Origin of the sequence: Rhodococcus koreensis (assembly GCF_017068375.1) — a bacterium.
GTDB classification, from domain to species: domain Bacteria; phylum Actinomycetota; class Actinomycetes; order Mycobacteriales; family Mycobacteriaceae; genus Rhodococcus_F; species Rhodococcus_F koreensis.
Genome location: NZ_CP070609.1, coordinates 1,985,666 through 2,001,945, shown reverse-complemented (window position 1 = coordinate 2,001,945; position 16,280 = coordinate 1,985,666). Strand labels below are relative to the sequence as shown.

Annotated in this window: 12 protein-coding genes; 8 read left to right on the top strand and 4 right to left on the bottom strand. The window is 67.6% G+C overall.

Features of this window, described 5'->3' with window-relative positions; all coding sequences use genetic code 11:
* Positions 1 to 79: 79 nt before the first annotated feature.
* Positions 80 to 2,542: a GcvT family protein gene (locus JWS14_RS09300; protein WP_206012977.1), complete on the bottom strand. Its 2,463-nt coding sequence runs from the start codon at positions 2,540 to 2,542 to the stop codon at positions 80 to 82.
* 198 nt (positions 2,543 to 2,740) lie between these two features.
* Here JWS14_RS09300 and JWS14_RS09295 point away from each other — a divergent pair, with 198 nt between their 5' ends.
* The gene (locus JWS14_RS09295; protein ID WP_072943993.1) at positions 2,741 to 3,541 is read left to right on the top strand and encodes an IclR family transcriptional regulator; all 801 of its coding nucleotides are present in this window, start codon (positions 2,741 to 2,743) and stop codon (positions 3,539 to 3,541) included.
* Between the two features lie 33 nt (positions 3,542 to 3,574).
* Here the strand turns inward: JWS14_RS09295 and JWS14_RS09290 are convergent, their stop codons facing one another.
* Complete coding sequence (locus JWS14_RS09290) at positions 3,575 to 4,753, bottom strand: NAD(P)/FAD-dependent oxidoreductase (protein WP_206012976.1); 1,179 nt, start codon at positions 4,751 to 4,753, stop codon at positions 3,575 to 3,577.
* Positions 4,753 to 5,115 carry a bifunctional 3-phenylpropionate/cinnamic acid dioxygenase ferredoxin subunit gene (locus tag JWS14_RS09285; protein WP_072943997.1) on the bottom strand — a complete coding sequence of 121 codons (363 nt, stop codon included), beginning with the start codon at positions 5,113 to 5,115 and terminating at the stop codon, positions 4,753 to 4,755. Before JWS14_RS09285 ends, JWS14_RS09290 begins: the two co-directional genes overlap by 1 nt.
* A 172-nt stretch (positions 5,116 to 5,287) precedes the next feature.
* Here JWS14_RS09285 and JWS14_RS09280 point away from each other — a divergent pair, with 172 nt between their 5' ends.
* The 6 genes from JWS14_RS09280 (at position 5,288) to JWS14_RS09255 (ending at position 14,091) form a co-directional block, all read left to right on the top strand.
* On the top strand, positions 5,288 to 6,085 hold the full coding sequence (locus JWS14_RS09280) for an IclR family transcriptional regulator (RefSeq protein ID WP_095865907.1): 798 nt from the start codon (positions 5,288 to 5,290) through the stop codon (positions 6,083 to 6,085).
* A gap of 462 nt (positions 6,086 to 6,547) precedes the next feature.
* Positions 6,548 to 7,708: an aromatic ring-hydroxylating oxygenase subunit alpha gene (locus JWS14_RS09275; RefSeq protein WP_072944001.1), complete on the top strand. Its 1,161-nt coding sequence runs from the start codon at positions 6,548 to 6,550 to the stop codon at positions 7,706 to 7,708.
* Positions 7,705 to 9,330: a BCCT family transporter gene (locus JWS14_RS09270; protein WP_206012975.1), complete on the top strand. Its 1,626-nt coding sequence runs from the start codon at positions 7,705 to 7,707 to the stop codon at positions 9,328 to 9,330. Before JWS14_RS09275 ends, JWS14_RS09270 begins: the two co-directional genes overlap by 4 nt.
* Positions 9,327 to 10,847, top strand: coding sequence for an aldehyde dehydrogenase family protein (locus JWS14_RS09265; protein ID WP_206012974.1), 1,521 nt, complete (start codon positions 9,327 to 9,329; stop codon positions 10,845 to 10,847). The genes JWS14_RS09270 and JWS14_RS09265 overlap by 4 nt, the downstream gene beginning before the upstream one ends.
* Positions 10,848 to 10,903: 56 nt before the next feature.
* Positions 10,904 to 12,472 (top strand): APC family permease, encoded by a 1,569-nt coding sequence (locus tag JWS14_RS09260; RefSeq protein ID WP_206012973.1) that lies wholly within the window; start codon positions 10,904 to 10,906, stop codon positions 12,470 to 12,472.
* Positions 12,469 to 14,091 (top strand): GMC family oxidoreductase, encoded by a 1,623-nt coding sequence (locus tag JWS14_RS09255; protein WP_206012972.1) that lies wholly within the window; start codon positions 12,469 to 12,471, stop codon positions 14,089 to 14,091. Before JWS14_RS09260 ends, JWS14_RS09255 begins: the two co-directional genes overlap by 4 nt.
* Here JWS14_RS09255 and JWS14_RS09250 read toward each other — a convergent pair.
* Positions 14,072 to 15,175, bottom strand: a complete 1,104-nt coding sequence (locus JWS14_RS09250) for an alpha/beta hydrolase family protein (RefSeq protein ID WP_206012971.1) — start codon at positions 15,173 to 15,175, stop codon at positions 14,072 to 14,074. The genes JWS14_RS09255 and JWS14_RS09250 overlap by 20 nt on opposite strands.
* A gap of 102 nt (positions 15,176 to 15,277) precedes the next feature.
* Between JWS14_RS09250 and JWS14_RS09245 the strand changes: the two genes are divergently transcribed.
* Positions 15,278 to 16,150 (top strand): LLM class F420-dependent oxidoreductase, encoded by an 873-nt coding sequence (locus tag JWS14_RS09245; protein ID WP_095865902.1) that lies wholly within the window; start codon positions 15,278 to 15,280, stop codon positions 16,148 to 16,150.
* Positions 16,151 to 16,280: the final 130 nt, after the last annotated feature.

Genomic DNA, 16,280 nt, shown 5'->3' with positions numbered 1-16,280 from the left:
TTGCAGAGTGGAGAAGCGGGTCAAGGGGCCGGGGCCACCACCTGGCTGAGCGAGGCGGCGGACCCGGCGCCGGTGTGGTTTATGCTCGGATTTTTTTCATTTCGGGGTCGACGAGGGGTTCGGCGACGATGGTGGCGGGGATGCGGGTGCCGAAGTAGTCGATCTCGACGGTGGTGCCGGTGCCGGCGGTGGCGGGTAGCCAGGCGTAGGCGATGGGGGCGCCGACGGTGTGGCCGTAGGCGGCGCTGGTGACGTAGCCGGCGGGTTGGCCGTCGAGGTAGACGGGTTCGTGGCCCAGCACCACCGAGGTGCGGTCGTCGATCATCAGGCAGGCGAGGCGCCGCGTGACGGTGTCGTCGGACACACCGTCGAGTGCGTCGCGGCCGACGAAGTCGCCCTTCTGGGGGCGGACGGCGAACCCGAGTCCGGCCTCGTAGGGGTTGTGTTCGGTGGTCATGTCGGTGCCCCAGGAGCGGTAGCCCTTTTCCATCCGGAGGCTGTTGAATGCGGCCCGGCCGGCGGCGATGATCTCGTACTGCTGTCCCTCCGCCCAGAGCACGTCCCAGAGGCGTTGGCCGTTGTCGGCGGTGGTGTAGAGCTCCCAGCCGAGTTCGCCGACGTAGGACAGGCGCATCGCGGTGACCGGGATGCCGCCGATCCGGACCTGCTTGGAGCGGAAGTATTTGAAGTTGTCGTTGGAGAAGTCGTCGCGGCTGATGGCCTGGACCAGGTCGCGGGCGCGGGGTCCCCACAGGCCGATGCAGCAGGTGCCGCCGGTGATGTCGCGGATCTGGACGGTGCCGTCGGTGGGGGCGTGGCGGCGCAGGTAGTCGAGGTCGAGGTTGCTGTTGGCGCCGATCTGGAAGACGGTGTCGGCCAGGCGGGCGACGGTGAGGTCGCTGCGGATGCCGCCGGCGGTGTCGAGGGCGAGGGTGTAGGTGACCGCGCCGACGGTTTTGTCCATCTTGCCGGTGGTCAGCGGTTCGAGCAGGGCCAGGGCGCCGGGGCCGGAGACCTCGAGCCGTTTGAGGGGGGTCATGTCGTACATCGCGACCGAGGTGCGGGTCTTCCAGGCCTCGGCGGCGGCGATGGGGGAGTGGAACATCGCGGCCCACGGTTCGCGGGCCGGCGGCTGCCACTGGGCAGGAAGCTGCTCGAGCAGGTGCGCGTTGGCCTCGTACCAGTGCGGGCGTTCCCAGCCGGCGCCCTCGAGGAAGACGGCGCCGAGTTCGCTCTGCCGGGCGTGGAACGGGCTGACCCGGATGCCACGGGGGGATTGCTTCGGTTGCAGGGGGTGCATGACGTCGTAGATTTCGACGAAGTTCTGCTGGGAGGTTTCGCTGACGTAGTCGGGGTCGAGTTGGATGTCCTCGAACCGGTGCACGTCGCAGCCGTGCAGTTCGACCTCGGAGCGGCCGTCGACGAGCAGTTGCGCGACGGCGCGGGCGACGCCGGCGGAGTGGGTGACCCACACGGCCTCGGCGATCCAGAATCCGGTGATGTCGGGGGATTCGCCGATCAGCGGGCCGCCGTCGGGGGTGAAGGAGAACACCCCGTTGAAGCCGTGCTCGATCTTCGCGGTCTCGAGGCAGGGCAGCAGCAGCTTGGACTGCTCCCACGACGGTGCGAAGTCCTCTTCGGTGAACGCCAGCATCGAGGGCATGGCGGAGTCGGAGATGTCGGCGCTGTCGGTCAACTCGCGGGTGTTCACCGGCATCGGGCGGTGCGCGTAGGTGCCGATGCCGAGGCGGTCGACGTGCTCGCGGAAGTAGAGGTCCTGGTCCTGGTGCCGCAGGATCGGGAAGCCGGCCTCGGCGAGGGTGGTGTTGCGGCCGACGAGTTCGGGGATCTGGTCGGTGGTGGCGTACTGGTGCGCCAGCGGCAGGAGGGGCACGTCCATGCCGACGAGTTCGCCGAGTTCGGGGCCCCAGAATCCGGCGCAGGAGACGACGATGTCGGCGGGGATGGTGCCGTGGTTGGTGGTGACGCCGGTGACCTTGCCGCCGGCGTGCTCGATGCCGATCACCTTCGTCGAACCCTGGAACACGGCGCCGCGGGCCTCGGCGCGGCGGGCGAGGGCGACGACGACGCGGGCGGCCTTGGCGAGTCCGTCGGTTTCCACGTACAGGCCGCCGAGGACCCGCCTCTGGTCGAGGAGGGGGTGCAGTTTCGCGCACTCGGCCGGGTCGAGGATGCTGCCGTCGATGCCCCAGGAGGTGGCCCAGCCCTGCTTGCGGTGCAGGTCCGCCAACCGTTCCTCGGTGGTGGCGATCTCGAGGCCGCCGAGCTGGTTGAAGCACCACTGGCCGTCGACGTCGAGGCTCAGGAATTTCTCGACGGTGTAGCGGGCGAGTTCGGTCATCGTCTTCGAGGCGTTCGTCTGGAACACCAGCCCCGGCGCGTGGGAGGTGGAGCCGCCGGTCAGTGGCAGCGGCCCCTGGTCGAGGACGGTGATCTTGTCCCAGCCACGAGCGGTGAGCTCGTCGGCCAGGTTCGCACCGACGATGCCGGCTCCGATGATCACGACGCGCGGTGAAGTCATGACGGTTCTCCTGATTGGGTGGGTGCTGCGGGAAGTCGACGGGTTGACGCTGCGGGCGCGCAATATCGCGACGGGGTCGGTAATTGATATATCAACATATTGGGCTCGGGAATGTCGGAGAGTCGATCACGTGACGTGAATTTCCGGCGCGGAGGCCTGCCACGCCATGGGACGAAGTCGCCTATCCTGAGAATTGCGATGAATGAATTGGACGATAACTCGAATGGGGATCGGAACCGTCCTGCCGGCGCCGTGCAGTCGGTGGACCGTGCGCTGGCAGTGCTCGAAATCCTCGCCAGGCTCGGCACCGCGGGCGTCACGGAGATCGCCGACGAATTGGGAGTTCACAAGTCGACGGCGTCGCGACTTGTCGCCGTTCTCGATTCGCGCGGATATGTGTCGCAATTGAAGAATCGGGGAAAATTCCGGCTCGGGAATTCTCTGGTCCGCCTCGCCCGCACCGCATCCCCGGACGGTGACCTGGTGCGACAAAGTCAGGAATTGTGCGCCGAACTCGCGGAAACGGTCGGTGAGAGTGTCAATATCTCGATTCTCGACGGTGACCGTTCCGTGAGCGTCGTCAAAGCGGACGGGCCGTCCGGAGTCGGAACCAACACGTGGGTGGGGCAGAGCAGCCCCGCCCACGCGACGTCGAGCGGGAAGCTGTTGCTGAGCGAACTGTCCGACGCCGAGATCGCCGACAGTGTCGGGGGCAGTCTCATCGCCCTGACCCCGCGCACGATCACCCACCTGGCGACGCTGTCCGAGTCGATCGCCACCATCCTCGACCGCGGCTGGGCTCAGTCCGAGGAGGAGCTCGAGGTCGGCATGAACGCCGTGTCCGTGCCGATCCGTGACTACACGGCGAGAGTGATTGCTGCGCTGAGTGTTTCCGGTCCCGCATACCGGCTGTTGCCGGAGCGTTTCGACGAGGTCGCCCGGGCGGCGCTCGATACCGCCCAGCGGATCAGCAGCCGGCTGGGCTACGCCGCGCCGTAGCGTCGCTCGAGTCGTCACCGTCGGATCCCGCCCTCAGGCTCGCGACTTCGCGAGTTGCTTCTTGTACCGCGTGAACAACCGGGGATTGTTCATCGCGAAGACCCCGACGGTGTCGCCGTTCCGGTCGTACGTGGCCACGAACGAGCCCGTCCCGGGATCGCCGTCCACGAACCGGACTTCGTCGGTCGCGTTCCGGGTGCCCGCGAACTGCAGCATCTTGCCGTACTGGTGCGACCAGAAGTAGGGGATCGCCGCGGGGCCGGGTGTCGACGCGAGGATCGTGTCGGCGACCGCGCCCGCCTGCGCGACGGCGTTGCTCCAGTGCTCGCTGCGGTGATGCGACTGGTGGGTCTCGTCGAAGGACTGTGCGCAGTCGCCGATCGCGTAGACACCGGGAACGTTGGTCCGGCACTGGGCGTCCGTGACGAACCCGTCGTCGACGAGCAGTTCGGAGTCGCCCGCCCACTCGACATTCGGTACCGCGCCGATCCCGACCACCACGGTGTCGGCGGGCAGGATCGTGCCGTCGCGGAGTTGGACGCCGGTGACGGTGTCGTCTCCGAGAAGCCGCTCGACGACCGCGCCGGTCAGGAGCCGCACCCCGTTCACTGCATGCTGTCCGGCGCAGATCGCGCCGAGTTCGATGCCGAGTGGTCCGGCAAGAGGTGTCGGCGACGCCTCGACGACGGTCACGTCGAGTCCCATCCCGACAGCGCTGGAGGCGACCTCCGCACCGATGAAACCGGCGCCGACGACTACGAGATTCTCGGTGCGACAAAGTGATTCACGCAACGACAGGGCATCTTCGACGGAGCGTAGCGTGTGGACGCCCGCGAGGCCGGTGTGGCCGGGCAGGGTGCGGGCACGGGCGCCCGTTGCGACGACGACCGCGTCGGCGTCGAGGTAGGAATCGTCGCCGAAGATCACCCGGTGACGTCCGTCGGGGGCATGCAGGAGCCCGGTCGCCGTCCGGTTGCGGTGCCATGCGACGTCGAGGCCGTCGTCGTCGGTGGTCATCAGTGACAGGTCGGCGTCCGAGAGTGCGCCGGTCAGGTACTCCTTCGACAGCGGTGGCCGGTCGTAGGGCAGACTCGACTCGCTGCCCGCCACCGTGAGGGCACCTGCGTAGCCCTTCTCACGCAGGGCGCGCACGACGGAGAGACCGGCGAGCGACGCGCCGAGGACGATGACGGATTCGGGGATCGCGTTCATCAGTGCTCTCCGTTCGCCACGTGGAGTACGACGGTGCCGTCGACGACCGAGACTGCGTGGGTGCGCACCGGGATCTTGGCGGGCGGACCGGACGGCACGCCGGTACGCAGGTCGAAGCAGGCCTCGTGAAGCGGGCACTCGACGGTGCAGCCCTCGACCCAGCCGTCGGCGAGCGACGCGTCCTGGTGGGTGCAGGTGTCGTCGATGGCGTACAGGCCGTCTTCGGTGTGGAAGACGGAGATCGGGGTCATGCCGGGCGGGGTGACGGTGGCGACTTCGCCGACCGGGAGCGCGATGAACTCGCACACCGGAACCGTGATGCCGGTGTCGACTGCAGCTGGGGAATCGCTATCGAGAATCACTCGATACCTCCGAAGTGTTGGGGAGGAAGGACAAGAGTGGAAGTGCAGTTGTTGCGCTATACGCGACGACTTGCGAGGCGTGCAACACAATGCTCCAGGCTGCCTCCCCGTGGTGTCAAGCGTTCGCGTGTAAAAACTGCGTACCGGATCGGTGGAGGCATAACCTCGGGGCATGACCGATTCGGAGGCCCAGGGGACCGAAGCGCGCGGAAAGACGGTGCACGCGGTCGAACGCGCCATCGACGTGCTCGAGATCGTCGCGTCCGAGAGGCGCATCGGTGTCTCGGAGATCGCCCTGCGCCTCGGCGTGCACAAGTCGACGGTCTCCCGGCTGATCACATCCCTGCAGCAGCGGGGTTTCGTGGAGGAAGCCGGCGTGCGCGGCAAGTACCAGCTGGGATTCGCCGTCGTCCGGCTCGCCGAGGCGACCGTGGCGCAGAGCGGGCTCGTCGAGATCGCGCAGCCGGAATGCGATCGGCTGGCCGACGCCTTCGGGGAGACCGTCAACCTGGCCGTCCTCGACGGGGCCGGCACGATCAACGTGCTCGAATCGCGCAGCGACCGGCGCGTCGCCCTGCGATCGTGGGTGGGTCAGGTGAGTCCCGCGCACGCCACCGCAACCGGAAAAGTGCTGGTCTCCGAGCTGACGCGCGGCCAGCTGCAGAGCCGGCTGGGACCGGATCTTCCCGCACTCACCCCCAACACCATCACGGACCTCCACGCGCTCGGCGTCGAACTCGCGCGGGTGCGGTCGCGCGGGTGGGCGTCCACGGCGGAGGAACTGGAAGCGGGGCTGCACTCGGTGGCGGTGCCCGTGCGCAGTCAGGTGACGAAGCGGATCGTGGCGTCCATCTGCGTGTCGGGCCCCGAGTACCGGCTCGCCAGGGACCGCTTCGAGGCTGTCGCCCTCGAGCTCGCGGGCGCCGTCGCGCGCATCGAGGCCCAGCAGTCGGACGGCGCGGCATCGTAGCAGCGTAGACGCCATCTGTGGGGCGGTGCCCGAGGGCGGTCGCGGACGCCTTCGTGGCCCGTCGACGGCCGGAAATCGATCGGACAATTCGGGCGCCGCGGCACCGGCCTCATCCTTCCGTCTCCGGAAGGCCTTCTCTCCCAACGCGGAACGTTCTACCCGTCGGTAATTCGGGCATTTCGTTAATGCCGTGTTTCGGGGGCGTCACGCCCACGAAAGAACTCCCGAATGTGATGTTTGACACTCCCATCTGCGACAGTCTAAGTTGTGTAAATCGCTTAGCGTTGCCGATGACGCAACAAGCCCGGGATCGCGACGGCCCTGCGGAGAGCAGTCTCCGCAGCCGACCGGATCCATGCGCGTCGTTTCGCCGGGCGGATCCGCGCCCCCACACGCCCACAGATTCCAGGTCACAGCCCCGACCGAACGCATCTTTCCCGTAACGAAAGAACGGTGACATCTATGTCCGCTCCGGACGTCCAAGCCCCCGCGCCCGCCCCGGCACTGATCCCCACTCTGGGGGGTCGCTACTACACCGACCCCGACATTTTCGTGAGCGAGCAGGAGAACGTCTTCGAGGCGATGTGGTTCTGCGCCGCCCGCACCGCTGATCTCGCCGATGCCGGCGCCTTCAAGAAGGTCACCGTCGGCCGGGAGAGCGTCCTCGTCGTCCGCGGCCGGGACGGCGCCCTCCGGGCGTTCCTCAACATCTGCCGGCACCGCGGCGCCATGCTCTGCACGGAGGACGAAGGCCAGGTTCGGCGGAACCTGCAGTGCCCGTACCACGCGTGGACGTACGGACTCGACGGCAAACTGGTCGCCGCGCCGAACATGGCCGCGCTGCGCGACGAGACCGGAGCCGACATCGACCGGGTGCGGTACGGGCTGGTGCCGGTCGCGCTGCGCGAGTGGCTCGGTTACGCCTGGGTGTGCCTCGCGGACGAACCGCCGTCGTTCGAGGACGAGGTCATCGGTTCCGTCACCGAACGGCTCGGCGATCCGGCCGCCATCGACCGGTACGAGATCGGAACCCTGGAACTCGGCCGACGGATCACCTACGACGTCGCGGCCAACTGGAAGCTGATCATCGAGAACTTCATGGAGTGCTACCACTGCGCCACCATTCACCCGGAACTCACCGAGGTGCTTCCGGAGTTCGCGGACGGCCTTGCCGCACAGTACTTCGTGGGGCACGGTGCCGCCTTCGGCGATGAAGTCGAGGGCTTCACCATCGACGGAAGCGGCGGATTCGAGGCGTTGTCCGGCATCAGCGACGACCAGGACCGCAAGTACTACGCCATCACCGTTCGGCCGCAGGTCTTCGTGAACCTCGTGCCCGACCACGTCATCTTCCACCGCATGTACCCCATGTCCGCGGACCGCACCATCGTGGAATGCGACTGGCTGTACGCGCCGGACGTCACGGCGTCGGGACGCGACGTCTCCCGCTCGGTCGAATTGTTCCACCGGGTCAACCAGCAGGACTTCGATGCGTGCGAGCGGACGCAGCCGACGATGTCGTCGAAGGCTTACCGCGACGGGGGTGTGCTGGTGCCCGCGGAGCATCACATCGGCGAATTCCACGACTGGTTACTGACCCGGCTGGGTGGGGACGCGAAATGACGTACGCCGGCGAGCAACCGAGGGTGATCGACCCTCCCGAAGTGCAGGCGCCGGAACCGGAGCGCGCGACACCCGCCCACGCCGCGCCGCGGGGCGGTGTCGACAAGGTGGTGTTCGGCGCCGCGGCGGGAGTCGGGGTGGGCATCATCCTGTGGGGCCTGCTGGCGCCGGAGAACCTCGCGCTCGTGTCGAACGCGGCCCTCGGGTGGCTCGTCGCCGACATGGGGTGGCTGTTCATCACCGCGGCCACCGGGTTCGTCCTCTTCTCGCTGTTCCTGGCGTTTTCCCGGTACGGCCGGATTCCGCTCGGTAAGGACGGCGAGAAGCCGGAGTTCCGGACGGTCAGCTGGATCGCGATGATGTTCAGCGCCGGCATGGGGATCGGGCTGATGTTCTACGGCGTCGCCGAACCCCTCGCGCACATGGTGAGCCCGCCTCCTGGGACCGACGGCAGCGCCGGGTCGGCGATGGCCACGACGATGTATCACTGGGGACTGCACCCGTGGGCGATCTACGCGGTGGTCGGATTGTCGATCGCCTACGGCTCCTATCGGCGGGGCCGCAAGCAACTCATCAGCTCTGCGTTCGTCCCGCTCCTCGGCCGTCGCGCCGAGGGGGCGGCGGGCAAGGTGATCGACGTGCTCGCGATCATCGCGACGATGTTCGGCACCGCCGCGTCGCTCGGCCTCGGTGCCCTCCAGATCGGGTCCGGGCTCGAGATCATCGGCTGGATGGGCGAGGTCGGCACGTTCGCCCTGGTGGCCCTCGTCGGATTGCTGACGTTCGCGTTCGTTGCCTCGGCGGTGTCCGGTGTGGCCCGCGGAATCCACTGGTTGTCCAACATCAACATGGTGCTGGCCATCGTGCTGGCCGTCTTCGTGTTCGTCCTCGGCCCCACGGTGCTGATCCTCAATCTGCTGCCCACCACCATCGCCGACTACAGCGCGCAACTCGCGACGATGTCGGGTCGCACCGCCGCGAGTGCCGGCGACGACACCGCGTCGTGGCTGTCGTCGTGGACGATCTTCTACTGGGCGTGGTGGGTGTCGTGGACCCCGTTCGTCGGCATGTTCCTGGCCCGGATCAGCCGCGGCCGCACTATCCGGCAGTTCGTCGTCGGTGTGATCGTCATTCCCACCTCGGTCAGCCTCGTGTGGTTCGCGGTGTTCGGAGGTTCCGCCATCGGGGTGCAACGTGACGGCACCGATGTGGCGTCCCAGTCGTCGACCGAGGGACAGTTGTTCGGAATGCTCGACCACCTGCCGCTCGCCGGTGTCTCCACCGTCCTGGTCATGGTGCTGGTGGCATTGTTCTTCGTCTCCGGAGCCGACGCGGCATCGCTCGTGATGGGCACCCTGTCGGAGCGGGGGACCCGGCACCCGAGCAAACGGATCGTCGTGTTCTGGGGCACGCTCACCGGCGGCACCGCGGCGCTCATCCTCTGGACCGGCGGCACGGACGCCCTTCAGGGGCTGCAGACCATGACGATCATCGCGGCCGCGCCGTTCCTGCTGGTGATGATCGGACTGTGCGTCTCGCTGTACCGGGACGTCTCCCGTGATCCGCTCATCGTCGGCCCAACGAAAGAATTTGCACACGAAAGGGTTTCGGACACACTATGAAGATGTCGGCGCTATCTGCTGATCTCGACGTCCAGAAATTGTTCGGCACGGTGAATTTCATCGCGGGGGAGTGGGTGGCTGCGACATCGGGGCGCACCCGCGACTGCATCGACCCGGCAACCGGCAACGTGATCGCCACCGTCGACGAGGCGTCGCCCGAAGACGCCGGGCGAGCAGTGCAGGCGGCCCGGGCGGCCTTCGATGCCGGGGACTGGCCGGAGACGCCGGTCGCCACGCGATCGTCGCTGCTGTCGCGTATCGCCGAACTCCTCGAGCGCGACAAGGAGGAACTGGCGCGCATCGAGACGGTCGACACCGGTAAGACGTTGGTGGAGAGCCGAATCGACATCGACGACGTCGTCTCCGTGTTCCGGTACTACGCCAGGCTGGCCCTCGTCTCGAGCGACCGCGTCGTCGACGTGGGTGACCCCGCCGTCGTCTCCCGCGTCGTTCGCGAACCGATCGGGGTGTGCGTCCTCATCGCACCGTGGAACTACCCGCTGCTGCAGATCTCCTGGAAGGTGGCACCGGCGTTGGCGGCCGGCTGCACGATGGTGCTCAAACCCAGCGAAGTCACGCCGCTGAGCACGATCGCGTTCACCCGGCTGATCGAGGAGGCCGGTGTGCCCGCCGGGGTGGTCAACCTCGTGCAGGGCAGCGGCGCCGACCTCGGCCCCGCCCTCACCGACACCGGCGACGTGGACTTCATCTCGTTCACGGGCGGACTCGCCACCGGTACCACCATCCTGGAGACGGCCGCGAAACACGTCACGAAGGTCGCCGTGGAACTCGGCGGGAAGAATCCGCACCTCGTCTTCGCGGACGCCGACTGGGAGTCGTCGGTAGACCAGGTGCTCACCGGAGTCTTCCTGCATTCGGGTCAGGTGTGCTCGGCCGGGACGCGCCTGATCGTCGAGGAGTCGATCGCCGACGAGTTCGTCGCCGCGCTCGTCTCGCGCGCCGAGGCCATCCGCGTCGGCCCGGGACTCGACCCGGCCAGCGAGACCGGACCGCTCGTGTCGGCGGCGCAGCGCGACAAGATCGAAGCCTATGTCGCACTGGGTATCGCCGAGGGAGCGACGCTCCGGACGGGCGGCTCCCGGCCCGCCGATCCCGCGCTGGACGGCGGCAGCTACTACCTGCCCACCATCTTCGACCACTGCGACCGCACGATGCGGATCGTGCAGGAGGAAACGTTCGGGCCCATCCTCACCGTCGAGCGATTCACCACCGAGGAGGACGCGGTCCGACTCGGCAACGACACCGAGTACGGCCTCGCCGCCGGGGTCCGGACGTCGGACGCCGCCCGCGGCGAGCGGGTGGTGCGCCGTCTGCGCCACGGAACGGTGTGGCTCAACGACTTCGGCTACTACACGGCGGCGGCGGAGTGGGGCGGATTCAAGAAGTCCGGCAACGGACGCGAACTCGGGCCCGCCGGGGTCTCCGAATACCAGGAAGTCAAACACATCTGGAACAACACGACCTCACCTCACGCGGGGTGGTTTACCGCGACCTGACGTGCACTCGGCAGGGCCCGCGAGCAGACCCCATCGACTTCTCAGGAAGTGATCGAATGACCAGACCCGACAACACGACCGGCGATCAGGACAGTGGACTCGAAGATTTCGGATACAAGGAGTCCCTGGATCGCAGTATCGGCAAGTTCGCGAGCTTTGCCGCGGGCGTCAGCTACATTTCCATCCTGACCGGCACTTTCCAATTGTTCTACTTCGGTTTCGGCACTGCAGGCCCCGCATATTTGTGGTCGTGGCCGCTGGTGTTCCTCGGCCAGCTCTCGGTGGCACTGTGCTTCATGGAGCTGGCCGCCAAGTATCCGATCGCCGGTTCCGTGTACAACTGGGCGAAAACGCTCGGCAGCAGAGTGGTGGGGTGGTCGGCCGGCTGGCTGATGCTCACCGCGTCGATCGTCACCCTGTCGGCCGTTGTGCTGGCGCTGCAGCTCAATCTGCCTCGGCTGTGGAGCGGCTTCCAGATCGTCGGCGACGGTACGGGGGAACACGACTTCGCCACCAACGCCGTCATTCTCGGGACCGTGATGATCGGCTTCACCACCGTCGTCAACGCGCTCGGTGTCCGTCTGATGGCGATGATCAACAGCGCCGGGGTGTTCATCGAACTCATTGCCGCGGTGCTGATCGCGATCATCCTCGCCGCCAACGCGACCCGCGGCCCGCAGGTGTTCTTCTCCACCCACGGCTACGGCGCCGGTGAAAGTGGAGGCTATCTCGGTGCGTTCCTGGTGGCCACTCTCGCGTCGGGATACGTGATGTACGGCTTCGATACCGCGAGCTCGCTGGGCGAGGAGACGGTGGAACCCCGCCGCACCGCCCCCAAGGCGATCCTCCGTGCGATCCTCGCCTCGTTCGTGATCGGCGGCGCGATCCTCGTCTTCGCCGTGATGGCGGCGCCCGACCTGGACGATCCGAAGATCGGCGCGTCCGACGGCAGCCTGCAGTACATCGTGGAGCAGGTGATGTGGGGCCCGCTGGGAACCATCTTCCTGATCTGCATCGTGATCGCCGTGACGGTCTGCTCGCTGGCGGTGCACACCGCCGCCATCCGGCTGACCTTCGCCATGGCCCGCGACAATGCACTTCCGTTCGGGGAGCGGCTCGCCCGCGTTCACCCGAAGACGCGGACACCCGTCGTGCCCGCGGTGACGATCGGAGTGGTGGCCGCGCTGATCCTGGTGGTCAACATCGGTCAACCGCACATCTTCACCGTGTTGACCTCGATCGCGATCATCATGATCTACCTCGCCTACCTGATGGTGACCGGCCCGATGCTGAAGCGGAGGCTGCGCGGCCAGTGGCCGCCGCGGGACCTGAAGGAGGGCGGCTACTTCACGATGGGCAGATGGGGTCTGCCCGTCAACATCGTCGCCGTGGTGTGGGGAATCGGCATGGCCGTCAACCTCGCCTGGCCGCGTGAAGCCGTCTACGGGGAGCCTTGGTACAACACGTGGGGCGCCTTCGTCTACATCGGCGTCATCCTCGGGCTCGGACTGCTGTGGTACCTCACCACCGGCCGGCACCACATCGGTACCTTGACGTCACACTCCGTGGCCGCCGCACCGGCCGCACCGCAATCCGAACCGATCGACAAGGAGCTTGCTCGATGACCGAAAGTGAACTGCGGAGCACTGCACTGGAATTCGACTACGTGATCGCGGGTGGCGGCAGTGCGGGGTACGTCCTCGCGGCCCGCCTGAGCGAGGACCCGTCGGTGACGGTGTGCCTGCTGGAGGCGGGACCGTCGGACGTCGGGGACCGGGCCATCCTCGAGTTGTCGCAGTGGATGCACCTGCTCGACTCCGGGTACGACTGGGACTACCCGGTCGAGCCGCAGGAGCGGGGCAACAGTTTCATGCGGCACGCCAGGGCCAAGGTCCTCGGCGGGTGCTCGTCGCACAATTCGTGTATCGCATTCTGGCCACCGGCCGAGGTGCTCGACGACTGGGAGGCGATGGGTGCGTCGGGGTGGGGTGCACGCGACATCCTGCCGTACGTCGGCCGGCTGGAGAACAACGACGCCCCCGGTGACGGCCACGGCCGCAGCGGTCCGGTGCGGTTGCGTGACGTCCCACCGAACGATCCGTGCGGCCACGCGGTTCTCGACGCTGCCGCCGCGGTCGGTCTGCCGACCGTCGCGTTCAACCGCGGCGGAACGGTGCTGAACGGGGCCGGCTGGTTCCAGATCAACGCGTCCGAGGACGGCACCCGGATGTCGTCGTCGCACGCCTACCTGCACCCGATCCTCGGCACCCGCCCCAACCTCGAGGTCCGGACCGGCTGCTGGGTCAGCGAGATCCTGTTCGACGATCAGCAGACGGCGACGGGCGTGCGCTACCAGCGCCCCGACCTCACCGGGTACGACACGGTGTCGGCGCGCCGCGAGGTGATCGTCACCGCCGGCGCGATCGATACCCCGAAACTGCTGATGCTCTCGGGTATCGGTCCGGCAGAGCATCTCGTGGAGTTCGGAATTCCCGTCCGCGTCGATTCGCCCGGGGTCGGGGCCAACCTCGACGACCACGTGGAGGGTCTGGTTTTCTGGGAGGCGTCCCGGCCGATGGTCACCGAGTCGACGCAGTGGTGGGAGATCGGTCTGTTCGCCACCACCGAGGAGGGGCTGAACCATCCGGACCTGATGATGCACTACGGCAGCGTGCCGTTCGACATGAACACCCTCCGGTGGGGCTACCCGACCACGGACAACGGTTTCTGCCTGACACCGAACGTCACTCAGGGCCGCTCCCGGGGCATGGTGCGGCTGCGCTCGCGGGACTTCCGCGACCGCGCGAAGGTCGATCCCCGGTACTTCACCGACAGCGACGGTCACGACGACCGGGTGATGCTGTCCGGGGTGAAGCTGGCCCGGACGATCGCCGAGCAGAAGGCGCTGCGCGGGTGGATCGCCCGTGAACTGGCGCCGGGACCGGATGCGGTGACCGACGACGAGATCCTCGACTACATCCACAAGACCCACAACACGGTGTATCACCCGGCGGGCACGGCCCGGATGGGCGGTGTCGACGATCCGATGGCGGTGCTCGATCCGGAACTGCGGGTCAAGGGGGTGCGGGGTCTTCGGGTTGTCGATGCGTCGGCGATGCCGAAACTGCCGCACGTCAACCCGAACATCACGGTCATGACGATGGCCGAGCGCTGCGCGGACCTGCTGCGCGGCAGTGCCGGGGCAGGGCTGCGGTCGGCGGTGTCTACGCTGTCCGAGGTCTGATCCGGGCATCGATCGCCCCGGTGATCCTTCGCCAGATCTCGCTCGCGGGATCGATGACGGCGAAGTGATCGCCGGGGCCCTCGATCAGGGTGACGTCGTCGGGAGCCCCCGCTGCGGTCGCGTGGTATTCCCTGCTCATCTCCAGCAGATCCGGTTCGTCGCCCAGGCCGCACGCGACGAGTTGCGGGACGCCGAGCGGCAGCCGATGGAGCGGTGACGACCGCTCGTACGCTGCCCGGTCTTCGGCCCAGTGGCCGCCGACGGCGTTCACCACCGCACCCTCGCCGAGTCGGCGTTCGTCGGCGAGTCGCAGATTCAGCACCCCGGCGAGGCTGACCGCCAGCGCCGGACACACCGCTGCCTCCTCGGCCGCGGCATCGGCGGCGGCGCGCAGGGCGAGTTGCCCGCCGGCCGAGTGGCCGAGGATCACCACGCGTCCCACATCAACCTCCGGGACGGTCCCGGCGGCCTGCAATGCGGCGGCGGCGTCGGACGTCATCGCGGCCCACCGGTCCTCGGCGGGGCGCCGGTACTCGACGTTCCACGTCACGTACCCGCGGGCCGTCAGGTCCACCGCCAGACCGTCCATCAGGTCGAACTCCCAACGGGGACGCCAATATCCGCCGTGGATCAGCACGGCGACGGGGAACGGTCCGGTGCCGTCCGGGACCCGCAGTTCGGCGCGCTGATCGGGGTCGTCGCCGTAGTGGACGATCGTCCCGGGGCGGAAGCGGTGGTGGTACCAGCTGTCGACCGCGAATCGGAGTCCGTCGAGTCCGCGCCCGCGGATGTGGGCCCGGATCCCGTCGGAGCGGTCTGGCTCGCAGTCCCCGAAATCGACGCGGATCGCGCCGCAGGCCGGTGCGGTGAACGAGGCCCCGGCGCCGGGCACGACGACGAACTCGCCCCGGCCCGCCGCCGTCCGCACCGCGCGCTGCAGATCCGCGGTGTCCGCGGCGAACGTCACCTCGCCGGTGAGGCCGCGCGCATCGAGCGCCCGGCCGAGGAGTTCCGCGGCGGTTCCCCTGTGCGCGACGGTCCCGGGTGCGAAGACGACGTCGAGTCGGCGAGCGGATTCGGTCACCGGGTCACCGTACGTATCCGTGAGGACATCTGGCGAGGGCACGTGTGGGTGGTACTGACGATCCCTGGGTAGCGGGCGGCAACAGGTTTAGCGTGGAGAGCTATGGAACTTGGACTGCACATCGCCGACTTCACCTTTCCCGCCGGACCGTCGAACCTCTCGGACGACCTGCGCCGCATTGCCGTCACCGCCGAGGGCGCGGGTTTCTCCAAGCTCAGCGTCATGGACCATCTCTGGCAGATCGAACCGGTAGGACCGATCGACACCGAGATGCTCGAGGCGTACACCACCCTCGGATTCCTCGCTGCCGTCACCGAGAAGGTGGACTTGCTGGCCTGGGTCACGGCCACGGTCTATCGCGAGCCGGGCCTCCTTGCCAAGGCCGTGAGCACGCTCGACGTCCTGTCGAAGGGTCGCGCGTACCTCGGGATCGGCGCCGCCTGGAACGAGGACGAGAGTGTCGGCCTCGGTCTCCACTTCCCGCCGACGGCCGAACGCTTCGAACGGCTCGAGGAGACACTGCAGATCTGCCTGCAGATGTGGAGCGACAACGACGGACCGTTCGAGGGAAAGCACTACCAGCTCGGCCGCACCATGAACGTTCCGCAGCCGCTACGGCGCCCACACCCGCCCATCCTCATCGGCGGCGGGGGCGAGAAGAAGACGCTCCGGATGGTCGCGCAGTACGCACAGGCCTGCAATCTGTTCGGTGGACCCGAGGTCGCCCACAAGCTGGACGTGCTGAGGGAACATTGCAGTGCGCTCGGTACCGACTACGACGCCATCGAGAAGACCGTGATGTTCCCGCTCGACCCGGGTGCGGACGGACAGAATGTGGACACCTTGCTCGGTCAGCTCGAGGACCTGTCGAAGCTCGGCATAACCCACGTTCACGGATGGGTGCCGCAGGTCGCGTCGATCACGCCCCTCGAGATCCTGGGCGACCGCGTCGTCCCGGTGATCGCGGACTGGTGAATCGCGTTCGCCGCCACCGACCGGACGGAGGTGTCGGCGCAACACACCGTGCGCGGGAGCGTCGTCCCCGATGGGGTGAGGATTCGTGCACCTCGAGGTGGGGTTGGTAGTCCCTGTGTCATCTGGTTGC

Bases quoted from the DNA above. Each gene is read 5' to 3' on its own strand.
- JWS14_RS09300 (WP_206012977.1), bottom strand. From the start codon at position 2,542: ATGACTTCACCGCGCGTCGTGATCATCGGAGCCGGCATCGTCGGTGCG.
- JWS14_RS09295 (WP_072943993.1), top strand. From the start codon at position 2,741: ATGAATGAATTGGACGATAACTCGAATGGGGATCGGAACCGTCCTGCC.
- JWS14_RS09290 (WP_206012976.1), bottom strand. From the start codon at position 4,753: ATGAACGCGATCCCCGAATCCGTCATCGTCCTCGGCGCGTCGCTCGCC.
- JWS14_RS09280 (WP_095865907.1), top strand. From the start codon at position 5,288: ATGACCGATTCGGAGGCCCAGGGGACCGAAGCGCGCGGAAAGACGGTG.
- JWS14_RS09275 (WP_072944001.1), top strand. From the start codon at position 6,548: ATGTCCGCTCCGGACGTCCAAGCCCCCGCGCCCGCCCCGGCACTGATC.
- JWS14_RS09270 (WP_206012975.1), top strand. From the start codon at position 7,705: ATGACGTACGCCGGCGAGCAACCGAGGGTGATCGACCCTCCCGAAGTG.
- JWS14_RS09265 (WP_206012974.1), top strand. From the start codon at position 9,327: ATGAAGATGTCGGCGCTATCTGCTGATCTCGACGTCCAGAAATTGTTC.
- JWS14_RS09260 (WP_206012973.1), top strand. From the start codon at position 10,904: ATGACCAGACCCGACAACACGACCGGCGATCAGGACAGTGGACTCGAA.
- JWS14_RS09255 (WP_206012972.1), top strand. From the start codon at position 12,469: ATGACCGAAAGTGAACTGCGGAGCACTGCACTGGAATTCGACTACGTG.
- JWS14_RS09245 (WP_095865902.1), top strand. From the start codon at position 15,278: ATGGAACTTGGACTGCACATCGCCGACTTCACCTTTCCCGCCGGACCG.